This window comes from Rhizobium sp. LC145 (assembly GCF_001005825.1).
Lineage (GTDB): Bacteria > Pseudomonadota > Alphaproteobacteria > Rhizobiales > Rhizobiaceae > Neorhizobium.
In genome coordinates this window covers 479,904-499,699 of sequence record NZ_LBHV01000003.1, presented here as the reverse complement: position 1 = coordinate 499,699, position 19,796 = coordinate 479,904, and the positions used below count along the sequence as shown (strand labels likewise).

Sequence of the window (19,796 nt, the reverse complement as noted above, 5' to 3'; positions counted from 1 at the left end):
GGATAAAAATTATCCGTGATTAGGAGAGAACGATGAAACTCGGCGACGGCGTCGAACAAGCGATCCACAGCGTCACCATGCTTTCCACGCTTTCGGAAGGCGGCGTGCTTTCGGCGGCGGCGCTGGCGGAATTCCACGGCCTTTCGACGAGCTATCTTCTGAAACATCTGCAGGCGCTTTCCGGCGCCGGATTGCTGGACACCGTGCCGGGGCCGAAGGGCGGCTACAGGCTGGCGAAACCGCCGGAGAAAATAACGCTGCTCGATATCGTGCTGGCGGTCGAAGGCCCGGCGCCCGCCTTCCGCTGCGCGGAGATACGCCGGCGCGGACCGAACCCACTGCCGGGGCGGTATACGGCAAAACCATGCGGCATCAACGCCGCGATGCTGCGGGCCGAAAAGGCCTATCGCGCCGAACTCGCCAAGGTATCGATCGCCGACATCATGGCGGACCTGAATGCATTCGACGACGGCGCTATCGCCGCCCGCGGATGCGCCTTCCTCGAAATCCATGAACGCAAGACAGCCCGGTAGACGGGCGCAACCAAGGAGAAGAGCATGCAGCAACGTTTGAATTTCTTCACGGCCTCGCCGGAGTCCTATGAAGCCGTCAAGGCTCTGGAGATCTACGTGCAGCAATGTGGGATCGAGCGCCGCTTCATCCACCTCATCAAGCTGCGCGCCTCGATCATCAACCACTGCGCCTACTGCATCGACATGCATGTCAAGGAAAGCCGGCATGACGGGCTTTCGGAACAGTGGATCAACCTGATGAGCGCCTGGGAGGAGTCACCGATCTACGACGAGAAGGAACGTGCGCTGCTCGCCTGGGTGGACGCAGTCACCCGCGTTGCCGATACCCACGTGCCGGACAGCGTCTATGAAGGGCTGAAAGCCCATTTCACGGACGAGGAAATGGTCAAGTTCACGGTGGCGATCGGCGTCATCAATGTCTGGAACCGGCTCTGCGTCGGCTTCCGCGCAATGCATCCGATCGACAAGCCGGCCAAAGCAGCCTGACCGTCAGACTTCGATCACCGCACGACGATATAACGGTCTGAGCGGTGATTGATGGCGAGGAACAGGTTGAGGACGACGGCGCCCACCACGGACCAGAGAACGGTGGTGGGCGAAACCACCGCAAAGGCCGAGATCATCACGAAGAGATCGAAGGCGAGCTGGACGAGCCCCGCCTGGATGCCGAAGCGATCCTGGATGTAGATCGCCAGGATGCCGACGCCGCCGAGGCTCGCCCGGTGGCGATAGAGCGCCAGCAGGCCGTAGCCGAGAAGAAGACCGCCGAGCAGCGCCGCCCAGAAGGGGTTGAGGTAGTCGATCAGGAAGAAGCGGCTTTCCATTTCCGTGATGACCGAGACGAGGCCGATGGCGATGAAGGTCTTCAACGAAAAGGCCCAGCCGAGGCGGCGGAAGGAGAGATAGTAGAACGGCAGGTTGACGATGAAGAACAAGAGGCCGAACGATATGCCCGACGCGTAATGCAGCAGGAAGGCGACGCCCGCCGTGCCGCCCGTCAACAGGCCGACATGGTTCAGGAAATAGAAGCCGAGGGCGGCGACCAGGGCGCCGGTGAGGAGCCCCTGGCTATCTTCAAGATATGTGTGCTGCGAAGGATCGGCACTATAAAAACCGAAACTTCGCTTCTGCACCTCAGCCCGCTGTTGCAATCCCGTATTTCCTTGTCGCCTCGATGAATATTGCGCTGCAATATAATCTTCATCAAGCGAGTTCAACGGCCTTGAAGGATCGATGCCGCGGCGGCCTGCTTTTTCGGCGACTTCGGCGACTTCGGCGACGGCTTAGCCGGGCGTCAGAATATCTGCCATCGGATTGTGCTGCATCATCTCGCCTTGCAGCCGGTCATGCGCGGCGTTCACGGGATCGATACCATCCTTGTAAGGTCCGACGGTGAGACGACCCGGCCGTTCGCCGAAGGGCAGCGAGGCAAGCTCGATCACGGCTTCGGAAACTTCCCGGGGATCGAGGCTGCGGTCGGGCTCGAGACCTCCAAGCATCGCTTCGATGTGCCGCGCATAGAGATCGCGTTTCGCCTGTCCGGCCGGACCGAGGCGAGCCAGCATCTCTTCCCAATAGCGTATCGCATTTTCCTGAAGCCGCGTCGGATAAGCCCCCGCCGGCTGGACGATCGAAACCTCGATATTCGAGGCCGCCACTTCGTAGGCAAGCGCGTCGGCCGCCGCCTCCACCGCCAGCTTGGAGGCACAGTAACCGCCCAGCATCGGATCGATCGCGCGCCCGAGCGCACTCGACATCTGAATGATGGCTCCCCGGCCCTGTTCGCGCATATGGGGCACGACGGCCCGGTACATCCTGAGCGCCCCACCGAGGTTCGTTTCGATGTTCGAGGCGAAATCGGCCGGCGTTTGCAGTTCGACGGGTCCGGGCACGACGATGCCAGCATTGCTCACCAGAATGTCGATGCGTCCGGCGTTTGCGATCGCGCGCGCCACGCCTTCGCTGACCGATCGGTCATCCAGCACGTCGATCTCCAGCACATCGATGGTCACGTCATCGCCGGAAAGCGCCCGCAACTCTCCGGCGGCCGGAGCATTCCGGCCCTCCATTTCGCGCATGGTGGCAATCACATATGCGCCTTTCCGCGCGAAGCCCTCCGCCATCAGCCTGCCGAAGCCGGAACTGGTCCCGGTGATCAGCACGACGGGCCGCTCACCGGCCGGTGCCTGAGCCCAGCCGTTGCCGGTCATGGCAAGGGCAGCGACGGCGGCACTGCCCGCAAGCATCGACCGGCGCGAGATGTTCATCCTGTCCAGCATGGTCACACTCCTCTGTTCCGAAAGGTCTCTTCGGAAACAGAATGGCGTTCGCGCGCTCGTTGTGGTAGTCAGGACAATTGCAAATAACTGTCTTGGCTATAACAACAATGGCTCTCGACCTGAACCACATCGCGCTCTTCGCCAAGGTGGTGGAGACGGGCAGCTTTTCCGCCGCCGCACGCGCGATCGGCATGCCGAAGGCTACGCTCAGCCGCAAGATCGCGCAGCTCGAGGCCGCGCTCGACGCACGGCTTCTGCAGCGCACGACACGGCGCGTCACGCTGACCGCCCTTGGCCGCGCCTATTACGAGGATGCGATTGCCGGACTATCCAGCATCGAAAGGGCCAGAGAAAGAATTGCCGCCGCTCAGGCCGAGCCCGCCGGCATGCTGCGGATTGCCGCGCCCGTGGGCTTCGGTACGCGCAAGCTGATGCGGTGGATCGCGGAATTCCTGCAGAACCACGAGAAGGTGAAGATCGAACTGAAGCTGACGGACGATCCCGTGGACTTGATCGGCGAAGGCTTCGATCTCGCCTTTCGCACTGGTCGGCTGCCCGATTCAAGCCTGATCACGCGCCGGCTGGGCACCAGCCGGCTGGCTCTTGTGGCCAGTCCCGGCTATCTCGCCCGGCGCGGCCGTCCCGACCGTCTCGAAGACCTAAAAGACCACGATTGCGTGGCCTTCGGCCCCACGCTCGACAACGAGGTGTGGCGCCTCAAGGGGCCGGATGGCTGGCGAGAGGTCGCGGTACGGGCTCGCATCGCTGTCGACGGCTCCTATGCCGAGGTCCAGGCAGCGCTCGCAGGGCTCGGCATCGCATTGCTGCCGCTGGCACTCATCCGCCACGATCTGGAGGCCGGCGCGCTCGAACAGGTCCTGCCCGACTACGGCGTTGACGGCGGCTCGATGAACATCATTTATCCCAGCAACCGGCACATGCCGGCGGCTTTACGGGTATTTCTCGATTTCGTCATCGCGCAGGCCGGTTCGCCCTCGGAGCAAGTTCCGGCGGCGGCCGAGTGACGAGATAGGAAAAAGAAAGCGGAAAACCGCCAACTCAAACCTTACGGCGCGACAGAAACAGAATACCGCGAATGGGTTTTCCGGCGTCGGTGCGAATGACGGTCTTTTCCAGCGCCAGAAGGGAGAGGCCGTAACGCTCGAGGAGAGCGCGGATATAGGTTTCCGAGTGCGCATAGCGCAGCGAGTCCCGCAGGGTGAAACCCTCCCCTGCCTCTTCCACCGAGAAGGCGAAGAGCCCTCCCGGCGCCAGCAGTTCAATCACGAGCGGGAACACCGTTTCGAGAGAGCCGAGATACATCAGCACGTCGGCGGCCGAGACGAGATCGGCGCGCTGGGCGGCAAGCCCTTCTGCAAACAATCCCGATCCTTCCGCGGGCAGGCTCAGGTCCGCCTGGCCGAGATGATCGTAAAACCCCTTCGCTTCCGCCTTGGCCAGCATGTTCGCCGAAAGATCGAAACCTTCGAGCCGCCCGGCCGATGCACGGATCTCCTCGCCGAAGAGCCCGGTGCCGCAGCCGAGGTCCACCACCAGGCGGAACGGGCCATGCGGGCTGACCAGCGCGGCGAGCTTCGGCGGAACGCTGTAGTCGAGCTTTTCGACAAGGGCCGTATCGAAGCGGTCGGCATAATCGTCGAAGAGACCCTCCACGTAACGGCTCGGGGGTGTGACGGGAACCTCCTCCGCGCCGAGAAGCGCGAGCTTCAGCGTGGCACCGAAGACATCCTCGGGATCGAGGGAGAGCGCCTGGCGGAAGGCCGCAACGGCGCCCGTCTTCAGGTCTGCCTTTTCCCGGTATTCGCCGAGCCGGAACCAGCCGGCCGCCCAGCCGGGCGCCAGTTCGAGCGCCTGCTCCATCAATTCCGCCGCAGCCGGCGCATCACCGCCCTCGTCGAGCATGCGGGCATAATCGGCGCGGCGATCGGCGATGACATCGCCGGAGGAAAACTGATTGGGCGTCATGCGCGTTCCAGAAGAAGGGTGCGGGTTCTTGGCCGAAGCCACAAAAAAACTCAAGTTCTATCTGAGGTGGGGCTCGAAATGCTTGCGGCGCGGGAAAGCCGTGATTATCTGGCTTTCAGGCAATTCGGAGAAGGAAGAGCATGTCGGACCCGGTGAACAGGTTTCTCGGAGATACCCCTGGACGGACCATCATCAAGCTGATCGTGGTATGCCTGATCGTGGGCTTCGTGCTGGCGTTTTTCGGCTTCACGCCGGACAATATCGTCGACAGCATCCGCTATTGGTTCCTGGACCTCTGGTATAACGGCTTCAGGGCGCTGGGACGGGTCGGCAACTATCTGGTGCTGGGCGCGGTCATCGTCATCCCGATCTTCCTCATCCTGCGTCTCCTGAGCTACCGCCGCTAACCATGAGCCATATCCTGACACCTTCCCGGCGGGGTTTCCTCGTGCTTTCCGGCATGGGCCTGCTGCTTTCCGGCTGCTCCGCCACCAGGGTGCTGACGCCCACGCCCGGCGCCGAGGACGAAACGACGGCGGCCCTTCCCATGGTCAACAGGGTTCGCCAGGGAAGCGGGCTTGCAAGCCTTTCTCCTAATACTCCAGCCCGAAAGGCCGCGGTCCAGCAGGCCATGCGCATGGCCAAGGCCAACGAGATGAAGCACCTGATCGGCTTCGGCGACGATTTTGGCGGAAGGATGAAGCGCAACGGCGTGGCGCTGCCGGCGGCCGAAAACATCGCGGCAGGCCAGACGAGCGTGGAAGCCGCCGTGCAGGCCTGGATCGATTCGCCGAGCCACCTGAAGAACATGCTCGGCGGCGGCTATCGGGGCCTCGGCGTCGCGGTCGCCCGCGCCTCGCCGGCATCGGAGCCCTATTGGGCCATGGTGCTTTCGGCTTAGAGCTTCTCGCCCGCCCAGCGATCCACGGCAGTGTCGCGCAGGTCCCGGATGGAGGAGACCTTCTCCGCATCGAGAAGGCGGGGAAGCCCGCGCAATATCCTGGCCGGAAGCCCCGGCCCTTCATAGACCATGCAGGAATAGAGCTGCACCAGATCGGCCCCGGCCCGGATCTTTTCCAGCACATCCTCGGCGCTGCCGACGCCACCGACGCCGACGATCGGCAAGGCGGGGCCGACGCGCTTGCGCATCTTCGCAAGGACGGCCGTCGAGCGCTTGAAGAGCGGCGCGCCGGACAGGCCTCCCGCCTCGCCCGCCTGAGCGCGGTCGCTCAAGCCATCTCGGGAAAGAGTCGTATTGGAAACGATGAGCCCATCCAGAGGGTGATCCAGCGCTTCCGCCGCCACATCGTCCAGCCCTTCCTCGGCAAGATCGGGCGCGATCTTCAGGAAGACTGGCACGGAGCGGCCGTGACGCACGGCCTCTTCAGCGCGGGCCGCAAGCACGGCTTCCAGCAGACCGCGGAGGCTTTCGCGCGCCTGCAGGTCGCGCAGGCCGGGCGTATTGGGCGAGGAGATGTTGACGGTGAAATAGGTGGCCACCGCATAGAACTTGCGGATGCCGAGGACGTAATCGGCGACGCGATCGGCACTGTCCTTGTTGGCGCCGATGTTGACGCCGACCACGCCGGGCGCATTGCGCCGGGCGGACAGCCGGGCCAAGGCCGCGTCATGGCCCTCATTGTTGAAGCCGAGCCGGTTGATGACGGCGCGATCGGCCGTCAGGCGGAAAATCCGCGGCTTGTCGTTGCCCGCCTGCGGTTTCGGCGTCACCGTGCCGATTTCGGCAAAGCCGAAGCCGAGCTTCAAGAGCGCATCCGGCACTTCGGCGTTCTTGTCGTAGCCGGCAGCCATGCCGAGCGGATTTTCGAAGCGGATACCGGCAATCGTCTGGGCAAGACGGGGATCGCGCGGCACCCGGCAGGCCGGCACGACGCCGGATTTCAGCGCGGCGATGGAAAGGCCGTGGGCCGTTTCCGGATCGAAGAGGAAGAGCCCCTGCCGGGCAAGATCGGAGAAGCGGCCGATCATGGCATGATCTCCGGAAAGGCGTGCTGGCCATCGACGCCGAGACGCAGCGGCATTTCCCAGAGCACGGCCGAAAGCGGCAGGTTTCCATAAAGATGCGGGAAAAGATCGCCGCCGCGCGAGGGTTCGAATTTCAGCGCTTCTCCGAGGCGGTCTCCTTCGATCGCGACGAGGAGAAGACCGGTGGCGCCGGAAAAATGCAGCCTTGCCGTCTCCCTTGCCTGCGAGGAGGTCGAGAAGTGGATATAGCCGTCGCGCAAATCGATTTCCGCGCCTTCGAACACGCCTTTTTGCCGGGCTTCCTGCCAGAGCATTTCCGGCACGATCTTGTACACTATATTCGTCATATCAGGCTCTCGGAGCGGGAGTAGACTGGTGGGGCTTGTCGGCAGCGGTTTGCCGCAAAGACCGGCGCTTGTCCACCGGGGTCAAGAGGATCACGACATGAAAAGACCGGCATTCACGACAAAAGCGCTTCTCATGGGAGCCCTCCTTCTGCCGGGCACCGGCCTTGCCCAGGAGGCGCCGGAAACACGTTTCCGGCTGGAGAAAACGGAAAACGGCGGCTTCGTGCGACTCGACACCGAAACCGGCGCGATGACGCTCTGCCGCGACGAAGGCGGAAACCTCACCTGCCGCATGGCGGCGGACGAGCGGGCAGCCTATGAGCGGGAGCTGGAGCTTCTCGAAAAACGGGTGGCGGCGCTGGAGCAGAAGGGCGCCAATCCGCCGGCCAGCCGGGTGCCCGGCGAAGAAGAGATCGAGCAGACGCTCTCCATCATGGAACGGTTCATGCGGCGCTTCATGGCGATCGTCCAGGACTTCACCAGCGAGCGGAATGCTCAAGAACCGCAGCCGAACCGGACCTGATTTCCCGCTCTTGTCTCGGCGGGCGGAGAGGGTTACAAATTCTTTATGCGGCTAACCGCAAGGAATTAGCACGACTATGCTCTTGGGAGGGGGCGTGGGAATGCAGACACTCACTATCATCATCGCAGACGACCATCCTCTTTTTCGCGGCGCGCTGAGCCAGGCGGTGCAGGGCATTGCCGAGCGTCAGGTCATCATCGAGGCGGGAGACTTCGAGGCGGCGCGGCAGGCGGCAGCGGAAAACCCGGACGCCGACCTGATGCTGCTCGATCTCGCAATGCCCGGCGTCAGCGGCTTTTCCGGCCTGATGTCGCTCCGGGCGGAGTTTTCCAGCCTGCCGATCGTGATCGTTTCGGCAAGCGACGACGGCAGCACGATCCGCCGGGCGCTGGAGCTCGGCGCTTCGGGCTTCATTTCCAAATCCTCGGGCCTCGACGATATCCGCGCCGGCATCCAGGCGGTGCTGGAGGGCGATATCTGGGCGCCGAAATGCGATCTCTCCGTTTCCGAGGAAGATGCGGGGCTCACCGAAATCATCGACCGGCTGAAGACGCTGACGCCTCAGCAGAGCCGCGTGCTCACCATGTTGGGCGAAGGGCTGCTCAACAAGCAGATCGCCTATGAGCTCGGGGTATCGGAAGCCACGATCAAGGCCCATGTCTCGGCGATCCTTCTGAAGCTCAATGTCGACAGCCGCACGCAGGCCGTCATCAAGCTCGGCAAGATCAACATGGCGCTGGTGGCCTAAAACCGATCGACTTTCAGAGTCCGAAGTGGAGAGGATTTTATTCCTCTCCCGTCTTTACGCGCAATTCCGGTTTGGATAATATCCAAGGTAAATAAAGGATGACCGAGGCATCCCCGCACCAGGCTGCGGGTACATGACCGACGGACAAGTCCCGTCCGCGGTTTTCGGCCGTGAACAGGCGCGCGGGAAGGTCCCCGCACCGGAGCGCGATGATGATGCTGAAACATGAGGATATCTGGAAGACGATCGACCTGCTTGCCGAACGTCATCAGCTCACTCCCTCGGGCTTGGCGCGGCGTGCCGGTCTCGACCCGACCTCGTTCAACAAATCGAAGCGGTTCGGCACGGATGGCCGGCTGCGCTGGCCATCGACCGAGTCCATCTCGAAGGTGCTGGACGCCACCGGCACCACCATGGAGCAGTTCACCGGCTATCTCACTTCCGCATCGGGACGTTCGCGAATTCCGGAAGGCGCCTTCCCGCCGCAGAGGAGCGCGATCCCCCTGCTTGGCTTCGCCCAGGCGGGAGCCGGCGGTTTTTTCGACGATGGCGGCTTTCCCGCCGGACAGGGCTGGGACGTGGTTGAATTTCCCGCGGCTCCCTCCCACAAGACCGGCGTCTACGCGCTGGAGGTACAGGGGGATTCGATGATGCCGCTCTACCGGGACGGCGATGTGCTCATCATCGATCCGGGCGCGCAGGTGCGGCGCGGCGACCGCGTGGTCGTCAAGACGCGCGAGGGCGAGGTTATGGCGAAAATCCTCATGCGGCAGAGCGCGCGCGCGATCGAACTCACATCGCTCAATTCCGAGCATCCAAACCGCAGCTTCGACATGACCGAGGTGGAGTGGGTGGCCCGGATCATATGGGCGAGCCAGTGACGTGAGTAGCGAGTAGTGGGTAGTGAGTAGTGAGTAGTGAGTAGTGAGTAGTGAGTAGTGAGTAGGATTAATTTCCTGCTCCGGCTCGGTTAATAAAGTCCGTAAGGGAAATAGCGCAGGTAAATCTCCTGCAATCGGCCATTGCGCGACAGGGTTGCAAGGGCATGATCGAAGGCCAGCGCGAGATCGGGCTCGTTCCCGCGCAGCATGACCGTAAGCCCTTCGCCTAGGAACTTCTCCGACATATAGGGCCCATCGAACAGGGCACAGCAGTTTTCGGAAGCCTCGCCGACCACCCAGAAGGGCAATCTCAAGCCATCGGAAAAGACCGCATCGACCCGGCCTGCCTTCAGGGCGGCAAGCATGGCCTCGTTGGTCTCGAAGGGTGTCGCGACCAGCTTCGGGAAGAAGGCTTTCAGCATCAGTTCATGGGCGGTATCCTTCACGACCCCCACAGGCCTGCCCGCAAGAGCGGCGGCAGTCTCACCCTCGATCCGGGCCGAACGATTGCGGGCAAAGCGCGCCGGAACCGTGATGTAGGGCCGGGAAAAGGCGAAGCGGCTGCGCCGTTCCGGGGTGATCGCGATGCCCGCCATCACCGCTTCGCCGCCCCCTTCCTCCAGCGTCTTTTCCAGCTCCTCGAAGGGCAGAGCCTGGATCTGGCACTTGGCTTCGATCTTCAGTTCCGCGCAGATTTCGCGGGCGAGATCCACGTGAAAGCCGGAAAGCCGGCCATTCTGATCGGCAAAATTGAAGGGCGGGAAATCGACGGTGGTCAGGATCCGCACCCGCATGACGGTCGAGAGGTCCGGGCGGGCCAATCGCTCACGCGCGTCGAACAGGACGGGCAGATTGCCGGCTACCTGGCCGAGTGCGGCAACGGGCAAAATCGCCAGCGCCGAAAGGCACAGTAAAAACTTCAATAACCCCCGTGTTCCCAGGGGTGAAACCATAACGTGCATCTCTATGATCCGAAACGGGACAGGCGGCCTCTATGGCCAGGGGTTTATCAGAGTCATGCGTATAGGGGAATATTCTCAGGCATTTCGGCCGTCGCGCCGCCACGAGTTCAGCATCCCCACGCACAAAAAGAACATCGCGACAGCGCCCGCCGCCGATGAGGGCGCAGTGCTTGCGGCGCTCGGCTTTTCGAAACCACTGATCGCGACGCTGCGCGAAAGAGCGCGGCGCAATGGAACGACACTTGAGACCGAGCTGCTGAGCGACGGCCAGGTGAGCGAGGAGGCTTATTACGGCGCGGTCGCGCGGCTGCTTCGCCTTCCCTTCCTGCCGGAACTGGACCCCGAATGCGTCCGCGACATGCCCTGGCAGGATTCGCAATTGCGCGAGCCCCGGCAAATCCGGCTCGAGCACGCGTCCCGCTCGCCGGAGATCGCGATCGTTCCCGAAGCCGCGAAGCTCGCCACTCTTGCCGGCATGCTGGACGCCATGCCCGACCTGCGGTCGGGCATGGTGGTGACGGGACGGCGGGCGGTAAGGCAGGCGGTTTGGGCAGCCGGCGCGAAGCGCCGCGTGCGCGCCGTGGTTTCAGGCCTTTTTGATGATTCTCCCGGCCTCTCGGCACGGATCGTGATCTCCGGCCGGCAGGGTTTCTGGTGCGGCGTGGTGCTCTTCACCCTGCTTGCGGCGCTCGCCATCATCCCCTCCCCGACCCTGCTCGCGCTGCATGTGACCGCCACCTTTCTCTATTTCGCTCTGCTCCTGCTTCGGCTCGGCACTTTCCTTTTACATTTCCGCCTGAAGGCGCCGAAGGAGGAGCCTGCCCCAGACGGCCCGGTGCCCGTTTACACCGTGATGGTGGCGCTCTATCGCGAGGCGGCGGTCGCCGAACAACTGGCCGGAGTTCTCAAGCGGCTCGATTGGCCGGCATCCAAGCTCGATATCAAGCTGGTCTGCGAGGCTGACGACCGGGAAACGATCGAGGCCCTGAAGGCGCAGGCGCTCGGCCCGCAATTCGAGATCGTCGAGGTGCCGGATTTCGGCCCCCGCACCAAGCCCAAGGCGCTTTCCTATGCGCTGAGCGGCGCCCGCGGCGAATTCCTGGCGATCTACGACGCGGAGGACCGGCCGCATCCCAAGCAATTGCGGGAGGCCTATGCCCGCTTCCGCAATTCTCCCGATGAGGTCGCCTGCCTGCAATCACCGCTCATCATCAGCAATATCGAGCAATCGCCGATCTCCGCCCTGTTCGCGATGGAATATGCCTCGCATTTCCGCGCGACATTGCCCGTTCTTGCGAATTTCCGCTTGCCGCTTCCCCTCGGCGGCACATCCAACCATTTCCGGACCCGTATCCTCAAGGCGGCGGGCGGCTGGGACCCGTTCAACGTCACGGAAGACGCCGATCTCGGCATGCGGCTCTACCGTCTTGGATACCGGACCGAGACGCTGAAGCGGCAGACACTCGAAGACGCGCCGACAGGCTGGCGCGTCTGGACCGGTCAGAGGACCCGCTGGTACAAGGGCTGGCTGCAGACCTGGCTGGTGATGATGCGCGATCCGCGCCGATCGGCGCGCGAAATGGGCCTTGCAGCCTTCATGACCTTCCACATGCTCATCGGCGGAATGCTGCTTTCCGCGCTGATCCATCCCTCGATCGTGCTGCTCGTGACGAGCGGGATCATACATATCTTCCAGGCGGAGGAAGAGCTGTCCCCTCTCCGGCTCACGCTTCTTGCCATGGACTTCATGAACATCGTGGGCAGCTATCTTGTCTTCCTGGGGCTCGGCTACTTCCCCATGATCCCGCATGAAAGACAGCTTATCGGGCGGCGCTGGCTCGTCATGCCGCTTTACTGGCTGATGGTATCCTATGCGGCATGGCGCGCCGTGGCGGAGCTGCGCTCCAAGCCCTTCTTCTGGAACAAGACGCCGCATGCGCCGACCGCTCCCGCGAGAAGCGGTTAGACGCGGAACATTTTCATACCTCCGAGGTCAGGTAAGGCGGGTCAACCACGGAGGAGAAGATGCATATCTATCATCGCTACAGGCAAGGCCTGCCCGAGCCCGGCTCGCTCATCATCAAGCTCTATCATTCCGGCGAGGAAATCCGCGGCTTCATCCGCAAGGTCGCCGATCCCGCCGAGGACGATACGATCTTTCCGGGCGAGGAGATGGCCCCCGAGACCGCGCTGCGCATGGCGGAAAACAAGAACCGCGGAGCGGACAGGCACCCGATCTTCATCGAGCTGTCGGAAGGCGTGGAGTGGAACCCCGCCTGGGGAATGCTCGCGTGAAAGAGTGGCGGACGGTCAAAACTTCCCCGCAAGCCAGGATTTGCGCCGCGCTGGAAGCTGGCTGAAATGTATGGAAATGGAGCGGGTGAAGGGAATCGAACCCTCGTCGTAAGCTTGGGAAGCTTCTGCTCTACCATTGAGCTACACCCGCCTCTCAAGCGCCAGACTTCCAACAGTTGGCGCGCTCTGTCAAGGGTCAGGGAGCAGGCCAAGGGACAGACCAGGGATCAGGCGCGGAAATGCTTCGAGAGCTTCAGGCCCTGCGCCTGGTAGTTGGAACCGAGGCCGGCGCCGTAAAGCCCTTCGGGCTTTTCCAGCATGTGCTCGTAGACGAGACGCCCGACGATCTGGCCGTCTTCCAGGATGAACGGCACTTCATGGCTGCGGACTTCCAGCACGGCGCGGCTGCCGCGGCCGCCGGCGGCCTCATGGCCGAAACCGGGGTCGAAGAAGCCGGCATAATGCACGCGGAATTCGCCCACCAGCGGGTCGAAGGGGGTCATCTCGGCCGCGTAGAGCGGCGGGACGTGCACGGCTTCCCGCGAGACGAGAATGTAGAACTCGTCCGGATCGAGGATCAGCTCGTTGCGGCCGCGGCTATAAAGCGGCTCCCAGAAATCGAAGATATCGTGCTCGCCCTTCTTGTCGACATCGACGACGGCCGTGTGGTGCTTGCCGCGATAGCCGATCAACCCTTCCCTATCACCGGTGAGATCGATCGACAGCGCGATCCCCCCGCCGCTGACGTTCGGCTGCTTGGCGGCGACCAGCGTCTCTTCCCGATGAAGCTTGAGAAGCTCCGGTTCGCCGAGAAGCGCATTGCCGACGCGAAAGCGGATCTGCGACAGACGCGAGCCGCGGCGCACGACGATCGGGAAAGTGCGCGGGCTGATCTCGAGATAGAGCGGGCCGGAATAGCCGGCGGGGATCTTGTCGAATTCCTGCGCGTAATCGGTGATGACGCGGGTGAAGATATCGAGGCGGCCGGTGGAGCTCTTCGGGTTTGCGGAAGCGGACATATCCTGCGGCAGGTCGAGCCGCTCCATCAGCGGCACGATGTAGACGCAGCCCGTCTCCAGCACCGCGCCCTCGGAAAGATCGACCACATGCAGCTTCAGCCGGTCGAGCTTGTCGGCCACCAGATGGTCCGGGCCGGGCATGAAGCTCGCACGCACGCGGAAGGCCTTTGCGCCCAAGCGCAGGTCGAGGCTCGCGGGCTGGATCTGGTCGCGATCCAGTTCCTTCTCCGACGTGAGGCGTCCCGTTTCGAACAGCGCCGCGATCGCGCGGTCAGCCAGAATTCCCGTGGTTCTCGTCATGCCTTCTTTCCTATGCTGCCGGACAAAACCAAATAGATGCCATTGACGCAAGCCAAGAGCAGGCGTATGGCAGCTTTATCCCGTGGTGATTTGGCCGGTCGGCTTGCAGCCACGTAAAACAAGTGGCTAAAGAGACCGGGTTGATGGAAACCGGTCTGCTTTCGCGGCCGGTTTTTTTGTTGTTTGAAGGTGGGAAAAAGCATGAGCAAGCCGTCCAATTCCTGGCGCCCCGCAACTCAACTCGTTCACGGTGGCACGCTGCGCTCGCAATATGGCGAGATGTCGGAAGCGATCTACCTTACGCAGGGCTTCGTCTACGAGAACTCCGAAGCGGCGGAAGCCCGCTTCAAGGGAGAGACCGACGGCTTCATCTACGCCCGCTACGGCAGCCCTACCAACGACATGTTCGAGAAGCGCATGTGCATGCTGGAAGGCGCGGAAGATGCCCGCGCCACCGCCTCCGGCATGGCCGCCGTCTCGGCCGCCATCCTCTGCCAGCTCAAGGCGGGCGACCACATCGTGGCGGCGCGGGCGCTGTTCGGTTCCTGCCGCTGGGTGGTCGAGACGCTCGCCCCCAAATACGGCATCGAATGCACGCTGGTCGATGGCCGCGATCTCGGGAACTGGGAAAGGGCGATCCAGAAGAACACCAAGGTCTTCTTCCTCGAGAGCCCGACCAACCCCACCCTGGAAGTGATCGATATCGCGGGTGTCGCCAAGCTCGCCAATCAGATCGGCGCCAAGGTGGTGGTGGACAACGTCTTCGCGACCCCTCTCTTCCAGCGGCCGCTGGAGCTCGGCGCCCATGTGGTCGTCTATTCGGCGACGAAGCATATCGACGGCCAGGGCCGCTGCCTCGGCGGCGTCGTGCTTTCCGACAAGGCCTGGATCGACGAGCACCTGCACGATTATTTCCGCCATACCGGGCCGGCCATGTCGCCGTTCAATGCCTGGACGCTTCTGAAAGGCGTCGAGACGCTGCCGCTTCGGGTCAAGCAGCAGACGGAGAACGCCGCGAAGATCGCCGATTTCCTGGCCGAGCAGAAGCAGGTGGCGCAAGTCACCTATCCGGGCCGCAAGGACCATCCGCAGGCAGATATCATCGCCAGGCAGATGACGGGCGGTTCCACGCTCATCTGCTTCGAGCTCAAGGGCGGCAAGGAGGCGGCCTTCGCGCTCCAGAACGCGCTGAAGGTGGCGACGATCTCCAACAATCTCGGCGATACGCGCAGCCTGATCACCCATCCGGCCACCACGACGCACAAGAACCTCAGCGACGAGGCCCGCGCCGAACTCGGCATCTCGGCGGGCACGGTGCGCCTTTCGGCGGGCATTGAGGACACGCAGGACCTGATCGAGGATTTCGCCCAGGCGCTTGCCAAAATCCCGGCCTGACCGGGGCAATGATATCGGGAGAGTAAGCGCATCACCCCGCGTTAACTCTCCCGGTTATCAACAACGACAGAACGGCGGCGCGCCACCCGCGAGTTTTATTGACGTTCCATCGCTCTTGCGGGATACCAGAAGCACGAGCATTCGAGGTTTCGCATGTATCGCGCCCGGACAAGAGACATCGAAGTGGCGGTCGAGCCTTACTATCTGGAGGAGCAATCCAATCCGGAGGAAAGCCGCTATGTCTGGGGTTACCATATCGTCATCGAGAACCACTCGGCCGTCGCCGTGCGGCTGACGCATCGCTACTGGCATATCACCGACCAGAACGGCCAGGTGGACGAGGTGGACGGGCCGGGCGTGGTGGGCGAGCAGCCGAGGCTGAAGCCCGGCGATTCCTATGAATACTCCTCCGGCTGCCCGCTCGACACACCCTCCGGCATGATGTTCGGCCACTATCAGATGGTGACGGACAGCGGAGAGACCTTCGACGTCGAAATTCCCGCCTTCTCGCTCGACAGCCCCGGCCTGCTGCGGGTCCTGAACTGAACACCGTCGATAACCGTCTCCTTATGGACGGCTTCCATATTATTATTTGTCGCCGCATGAACTCACCGGCATCCTGAAGATCTCACGCACGGTCTTTGGGAGGAGCCCCGATGAGACGATCCCTTCTGCTGGCATCCTGCACTCTTCTCGCACTCTCCGCCGCCACGCCTTCATTGGCGCAGAACCGAAGCAGCTTCATCGACCAGAAGGACCGAGGGGAGTTTTCCGCTGCCTCGGTCGAGCCGCGCATCGCCTGTGCGATGCTCAACAATGCCACATTCCCCGATATTTCTGCGATCAAGGCTGCGCATGTGGAAGAGACGCCGGATGTTCCCGGCCATTGCCAGGTGACGGGTTATATCCGCCCGCAGGTCCGCTTCGAGGTAACCCTGCCAGACCACTGGAACCGCAGGCTCTACATGTTCGGCAATGGCGGCTATGCGGGCGAGGATCTTGCAGCGCCCCCGCGCATCGCCACCCGCAACGCCGCCCTTTCCCGCGGCTTCCTCACGGTGCAGCAGAATACCGGGCACGATGCCGCAACTTACAGGCTCGGCGAGTTCGCCGGGGACATGAGCCTGCTGATCGACTACGCCTCCCGCGCGGTGCACGTCACCGCCCAGACGGCAAAGGCGATGGCCGCGCGCTACTACGACCGCAATCCGGCCTTTTCCTACTGGGACGGCTGCTCGACCGGCGGCCGGCAAGGGCTGATGGCCGCGCAGCGCTATCCGGGCGATTTCGACGGGATTCTCGCCGGCGCGCCGGTGCTCGATTTCACCAATACCCAGGTCTGGGGCGTATGGAATGCCCGCGTGCTGGAGAAGGCGCCTATCAGCAAGGCGCAGCTTCCGGCACTCGCCAAGGCCGTGATGGACAAATGCGACGCCATAGACGGGGTGACGGACGGGCTGATCGCCGACCCGCGCCAGTGCGATTTCGACCCTCAACGAGATCTCAAGATCTGCGAGGCCGGCGGCAACGATTGCTTCACCCCGGCGCAGGCAGGGACGATCAAGACGCTTGCCGAAGGCGTGAAGATAAACGGCGAGACGGTTTTTCCCGGCATCCCATGGGGCACGGAGGGATTGGACGGAACCGGCGCAAGCGGCTGGGATCTGTGGATCGTTTCCGAGGACGGCCCGAGCCGTCAGCTCGCCTATGGCGAGACCTTTCTCAAGAACATGGCGCTGCTGCCGGCTTCCGGAAAGGACATAGACTGGAAGACCTTCGATTTCGACAAGGAATATTCGAAGATCGGGATGATCCGCGACATCCTGAATGCGACCGATCCAGACCTCAGCGAATTCCAGAAGCGCGGCGGAAAAATGATCAGCTATTTCGGCTGGGCCGATCCGGCGCTGAACCCGATGATGGGCGTCAACTACTACGAGGCGGTGCGCAAGGAGATGGGCGAGGAGAAGGCGGCCGAATTCTACCGGCTCTTCATGGTGCCCGGCATGTTCCATTGCCGCGAGGGCTACGGCACCGACAGGTTCGACGCCTTCACGCCGCTGATGGACTGGGTGGAGAACGGCAAGGCGCCGGAAATGATAAAGGCGAGCCAGATGAAGGACGGCAGCTCGATCCGCACCCGGCCGCTATGCCCCTATCCGCAGGTGGCGAAATACTCCGGCACCGGAGATGTGAACGACGGAGCGAATTTCGAGTGCAGGATACCGTGACAGTTCTCTTCTCCGACCGGAATACAGAAGAACGCCCCTCATCCGGCTGCCGCCACCTTCTCCCCGTTTTGACGGGGAGAAGGGATATGCCGCACCATCTTCGTGTCCTCAAGGGGTCGTGGGGCAAGTCCCCTCTCCCCGTCAAAACGGGGAGAGGGTTAGGGTGAGGGGCAATCACACATCATCGCCGCCATTGGAAATCACGCGGCGGCGAATTCCGCCGTATCGTAGCGGTAGGTGGTCGAGCAGAATTCGCAGGTGACGGCGATCTGGCCGTCTTCCTGGCTCGCCTCGATCTCTTCGGCCGTGAAGCCTTCGAGCACGCTCTTGATCTTCTCGCGCGAGCAGCTGCAACGGTCATGGACCGTCTGCGGCTCATAGACCCTTACCCCGCGCTCGTGGAACAGGCGGAAGAGCAGGCGTTCGATCGCGACCTGCGGGTCCGTCAGCTCATCCGTATCGATGGTTTCCACCAGCGTGCTGGCTTCCGCCCAGGCATCGTCGGTCGCAAGATCGCTATCGCGCTCGTCGCCGTCCCCACCGTGCAGGTCCGGCTGGCGCATCCGCTCCGGCGCCTGCGGCAGGAATTGCGCGACCAGGCCGCCGGCACGCCAGTTATGACGCGGCCGGCCTTCCTCATCGCGATCGAAAAGCTCGGCGACCCCGAGGCGCACCTTGGTCGGGATCTGCTCCGACTGGCGAAAATAAACGCCGGCGATCTCTTCCAGCGAGGAACCGTCGAGCGGCACGATGCCCTGATAGGGCTGCATGCCCCGCCCCTGATCGATGGTGAAGGCGAGCACGCCACGGCCGAGCAGCTCCGGCGGGGAGATCTTGCCCTCCTCGATGGCAGTGCCAAGCGCTTCCTCGTCATAGCGGGCATAGGCGCGCAGGGCATCGGGCGTGGAAAAATCGGCGACCAGCAGATCGACCGGGCCATCGCCCTTGGTCTGCACCGTGAACTTGCCATCGAACTTCAGGGACGTGCCGAGAAGCGCGGTCAGCACCACGGCCTCGGCCAGCAGGCGCGCAACCGGCGGCGGATAATCGTGACGGCCGAGGATCGCGTTCAACAGCGGCCCAAGCTGCACCGCCCGCCCACGCACGTCGAGCCCCTCAACCTGAAAGGGAACGACACGGTCGTCTCCGGCGAGGTTCAGATCGTTCAGTTCCACAGTCGCTTCCGCCATGACTCTACTCCTTGCCGCCGACCCGAATCCGAGTTTTACACATGCGCAAAGCCGAGCGGAACCCGCCAAGCGGCACGAAAAAGGGTCGACGATGTCGATTGATGGAACGCCGCCGGCTCTTCCAAGCACGGCGGGTTCGGAAAGCCGTCAGATGGGACCTGCGGCCAAAAAATTCAAGACGCGGCCAAACCCAGGGTCAAACCAGGCCGAAGCACCACGCGAGAATGGATTTCTGCGCGTGCAGCCGGTTCTCCGCCTCATCGAAAACCACCGACTGCGGACCATCGATCACCTCGTCGGTGACCTCTTCGCCGCGGTGAGCGGGCAGGCAGTGCATGAAGAGGGCGTCCTTGTCCGCATGCTTCATCAGGGCGTCGTTGACCTGATAGGGCTGGAAGATGTTGTGGCCCCGCGCCCGGTGCTCCTGGTTCATCGACACCCAGGTATCGGTGACCACGCAATGGGCTCCCTCGACGGCGCGCTCGGCATCATGGCAGAGCATGATATCGCCGCCGTTGTCGCGCGCCCAGTTCAGGAACTTGTCATGCGGTTCGGAGCCCATCGGCACGGCCATGTTCATGCGGTAACCGAAGCGGGCGGAACCTTCCACCAGGGAGTGCAGCACATTGTTGCCGTCGCCGGTCCAGGCGATCGTCTTGCCGGCGATCGGACCGCGATGCTCCTCGAAGGTCATGATATCGGCCATGATCTGGCAGGGATGCGTATCGTCCGTCAGCGCATTGATGACCGGCACCGTGGCGTGCTCCGCCATTTCAAGGAGGCGGGAGTGATCGGTGGTGCGGATCATGATCGCATCGACGTAGCGCGAAAGCACTTTCGCCGTATCGCCGATGGTCTCGGCCCGGCCGAGCTGCATTTCCGTGCCGGACAGGAAGAGGGTCTCGCCGCCGAGCTGGCGCATGCCGACATCGAAGGAGACACGGGTGCGGGTGGAAGGCTTTTCGAAGATCATCGCCAGCATCTTGCCGGCCAGCGGCTTTTCAGCCGTACCCGCCTTGGTCGCCTGCTTGCGGCTCTTGGCATCCTCGAGGATGGAGCGCAGGTCCGGCGAGGACATGGCGGAAAGATCGATAAAGTGCTTCGGTGCTGCCATTTCCAAT

22 protein-coding genes, 1 tRNA gene and 1 riboswitch are annotated in these 19,796 nt (G+C 62.9%); of the genes, 13 read left to right on the top strand and 10 right to left on the bottom strand.

Annotation, left to right across the window (positions count from 1 at the left end):
• Positions 1 to 32: 32 nt before the first annotated feature.
• On the top strand, positions 33 to 533 hold the full coding sequence (locus YH62_RS10810) for an Rrf2 family transcriptional regulator (protein ID WP_046794177.1): 501 nt from the start codon (positions 33 to 35) through the stop codon (positions 531 to 533).
• Between the two features lie 24 nt (positions 534 to 557).
• Positions 558 to 1,019: a carboxymuconolactone decarboxylase family protein gene (locus YH62_RS10805; RefSeq protein ID WP_046794176.1), complete on the top strand. Its 462-nt coding sequence runs from the start codon at positions 558 to 560 to the stop codon at positions 1,017 to 1,019.
• Between the two features lie 14 nt (positions 1,020 to 1,033).
• Here YH62_RS10805 and YH62_RS10800 read toward each other — a convergent pair whose 3' ends face one another.
• Together YH62_RS10800 and YH62_RS10795 are read right to left on the bottom strand one after the other, a co-directional pair.
• Complete coding sequence (locus YH62_RS10800) at positions 1,034 to 1,684, bottom strand: YitT family protein (RefSeq protein ID WP_245282074.1); 651 nt, start codon at positions 1,682 to 1,684, stop codon at positions 1,034 to 1,036.
• A gap of 132 nt (positions 1,685 to 1,816) precedes the next feature.
• Positions 1,817 to 2,812, bottom strand: coding sequence for an SDR family NAD(P)-dependent oxidoreductase (locus YH62_RS10795; RefSeq protein WP_046794175.1), 996 nt, complete (start codon positions 2,810 to 2,812; stop codon positions 1,817 to 1,819).
• 107 nt (positions 2,813 to 2,919) lie between these two features.
• Between YH62_RS10795 and YH62_RS10790 the strand changes: the two genes are divergently transcribed.
• On the top strand, positions 2,920 to 3,837 hold the full coding sequence (locus tag YH62_RS10790; protein WP_046794174.1) for a LysR family transcriptional regulator: 918 nt from the start codon (positions 2,920 to 2,922) through the stop codon (positions 3,835 to 3,837).
• Between the two features lie 34 nt (positions 3,838 to 3,871).
• Here the strand turns inward: YH62_RS10790 and YH62_RS10785 are convergent, their stop codons facing one another.
• Entirely contained in the window at positions 3,872 to 4,798 is a 927-nt protein-coding gene (locus tag YH62_RS10785) for a methyltransferase domain-containing protein (RefSeq protein ID WP_046794173.1), read from the bottom strand.
• A gap of 140 nt (positions 4,799 to 4,938) precedes the next feature.
• Between YH62_RS10785 and YH62_RS10780 the strand changes: the two genes are divergently transcribed.
• Both YH62_RS10780 and YH62_RS10775 read left to right on the top strand, forming a co-directional pair.
• Positions 4,939 to 5,205: a DUF6460 domain-containing protein gene (locus YH62_RS10780; protein WP_046794172.1), complete on the top strand. Its 267-nt coding sequence runs from the start codon at positions 4,939 to 4,941 to the stop codon at positions 5,203 to 5,205.
• Between the two features lie 2 nt (positions 5,206 to 5,207).
• Complete coding sequence (locus YH62_RS10775; RefSeq protein WP_046794171.1) at positions 5,208 to 5,699, top strand: CAP domain-containing protein; 492 nt, start codon at positions 5,208 to 5,210, stop codon at positions 5,697 to 5,699.
• On the opposite strand, the gene YH62_RS10770 is transcribed toward YH62_RS10775, so the two are convergent.
• Complete coding sequence (locus YH62_RS10770; RefSeq protein ID WP_046794170.1) at positions 5,696 to 6,787, bottom strand: quinone-dependent dihydroorotate dehydrogenase; 1,092 nt, start codon at positions 6,785 to 6,787, stop codon at positions 5,696 to 5,698. The genes YH62_RS10775 and YH62_RS10770 overlap by 4 nt on opposite strands.
• On the bottom strand, positions 6,784 to 7,131 hold the full coding sequence (locus tag YH62_RS10765) for a DUF952 domain-containing protein (RefSeq protein ID WP_052760387.1): 348 nt from the start codon (positions 7,129 to 7,131) through the stop codon (positions 6,784 to 6,786). Before YH62_RS10765 ends, YH62_RS10770 begins: the two co-directional genes overlap by 4 nt.
• Before the next feature lie 97 nt (positions 7,132 to 7,228).
• On the opposite strand from YH62_RS10765, the gene YH62_RS10760 reads away from it, so the two are divergent.
• From YH62_RS10760 to YH62_RS10750, 3 genes are all read left to right on the top strand, one after another.
• Positions 7,229 to 7,654: a hypothetical protein gene (locus tag YH62_RS10760; RefSeq protein WP_046794168.1), complete on the top strand. Its 426-nt coding sequence runs from the start codon at positions 7,229 to 7,231 to the stop codon at positions 7,652 to 7,654.
• A gap of 100 nt (positions 7,655 to 7,754) precedes the next feature.
• Complete coding sequence (locus YH62_RS10755) at positions 7,755 to 8,402, top strand: response regulator transcription factor (protein ID WP_046794167.1); 648 nt, start codon at positions 7,755 to 7,757, stop codon at positions 8,400 to 8,402.
• Positions 8,403 to 8,617: 215 nt separating this feature from the next.
• A complete protein-coding gene (locus YH62_RS10750; RefSeq protein ID WP_046794350.1) occupies positions 8,618 to 9,283 on the top strand; it encodes a helix-turn-helix transcriptional regulator in 666 nt (221 codons plus the stop codon).
• Between the two features lie 89 nt (positions 9,284 to 9,372).
• On the opposite strand, the gene YH62_RS10745 is transcribed toward YH62_RS10750, so the two are convergent.
• Complete coding sequence (locus YH62_RS10745) at positions 9,373 to 10,245, bottom strand: transporter substrate-binding domain-containing protein (protein WP_046794166.1); 873 nt, start codon at positions 10,243 to 10,245, stop codon at positions 9,373 to 9,375.
• Positions 10,246 to 10,300: 55 nt separating this feature from the next.
• Between YH62_RS10745 and YH62_RS10740 the strand changes: the two genes are divergently transcribed.
• Together YH62_RS10740 and YH62_RS10735 are read left to right on the top strand one after the other, a co-directional pair.
• Positions 10,301 to 12,211 (top strand): glycosyltransferase, encoded by a 1,911-nt coding sequence (locus tag YH62_RS10740; RefSeq protein ID WP_046794349.1) that lies wholly within the window; start codon positions 10,301 to 10,303, stop codon positions 12,209 to 12,211.
• Between the two features lie 59 nt (positions 12,212 to 12,270).
• Complete coding sequence (locus YH62_RS10735; protein WP_046794165.1) at positions 12,271 to 12,540, top strand: hypothetical protein; 270 nt, start codon at positions 12,271 to 12,273, stop codon at positions 12,538 to 12,540.
• Positions 12,541 to 12,617: 77 nt separating this feature from the next.
• Here YH62_RS10735 and YH62_RS10730 read toward each other — a convergent pair.
• Together YH62_RS10730 and YH62_RS10725 are read right to left on the bottom strand one after the other, a co-directional pair.
• Positions 12,618 to 12,691 (bottom strand) — tRNA-Gly (locus tag YH62_RS10730).
• 76 nt (positions 12,692 to 12,767) lie between these two features.
• Complete coding sequence (locus YH62_RS10725; protein WP_046794164.1) at positions 12,768 to 13,859, bottom strand: 2'-deoxycytidine 5'-triphosphate deaminase; 1,092 nt, start codon at positions 13,857 to 13,859, stop codon at positions 12,768 to 12,770.
• Between the two features lie 72 nt (positions 13,860 to 13,931).
• Positions 13,932 to 14,010, top strand: a riboswitch (SAM riboswitch).
• A gap of 50 nt (positions 14,011 to 14,060) precedes the next feature.
• Here YH62_RS10725 and YH62_RS10720 point away from each other — a divergent pair.
• The 3 genes from YH62_RS10720 to YH62_RS10710 all read left to right on the top strand — a co-directional run bounded on the left by YH62_RS10720 (position 14,061) and on the right by YH62_RS10710 (position 17,485).
• Complete coding sequence (locus tag YH62_RS10720; RefSeq protein WP_046794163.1) at positions 14,061 to 15,254, top strand: O-succinylhomoserine sulfhydrylase; 1,194 nt, start codon at positions 14,061 to 14,063, stop codon at positions 15,252 to 15,254.
• A 153-nt stretch (positions 15,255 to 15,407) separates the two neighbouring features.
• Complete coding sequence (gene apaG, locus YH62_RS10715; RefSeq protein ID WP_046794162.1) at positions 15,408 to 15,800, top strand: Co2+/Mg2+ efflux protein ApaG; 393 nt, start codon at positions 15,408 to 15,410, stop codon at positions 15,798 to 15,800.
• Between the two features lie 110 nt (positions 15,801 to 15,910).
• The gene (locus tag YH62_RS10710) at positions 15,911 to 17,485 is read left to right on the top strand and encodes a DUF6351 family protein (protein WP_046794161.1); all 1,575 of its coding nucleotides are present in this window, start codon (positions 15,911 to 15,913) and stop codon (positions 17,483 to 17,485) included.
• 200 nt (positions 17,486 to 17,685) lie between these two features.
• On the opposite strand, the gene YH62_RS10705 is transcribed toward YH62_RS10710, so the two are convergent.
• Entirely contained in the window at positions 17,686 to 18,675 is a 990-nt protein-coding gene (locus tag YH62_RS10705; protein WP_046794160.1) for an Hsp33 family molecular chaperone, read from the bottom strand.
• Positions 18,676 to 18,871: 196 nt separating this feature from the next.
• Positions 18,872 to 19,789 carry an ornithine carbamoyltransferase gene (gene argF, locus YH62_RS10700; protein ID WP_046794159.1) on the bottom strand — a complete coding sequence of 306 codons (918 nt, stop codon included), beginning with the start codon at positions 19,787 to 19,789 and terminating at the stop codon, positions 18,872 to 18,874.
• Between the last annotated feature and the right edge of the window lie 7 nt (positions 19,790 to 19,796).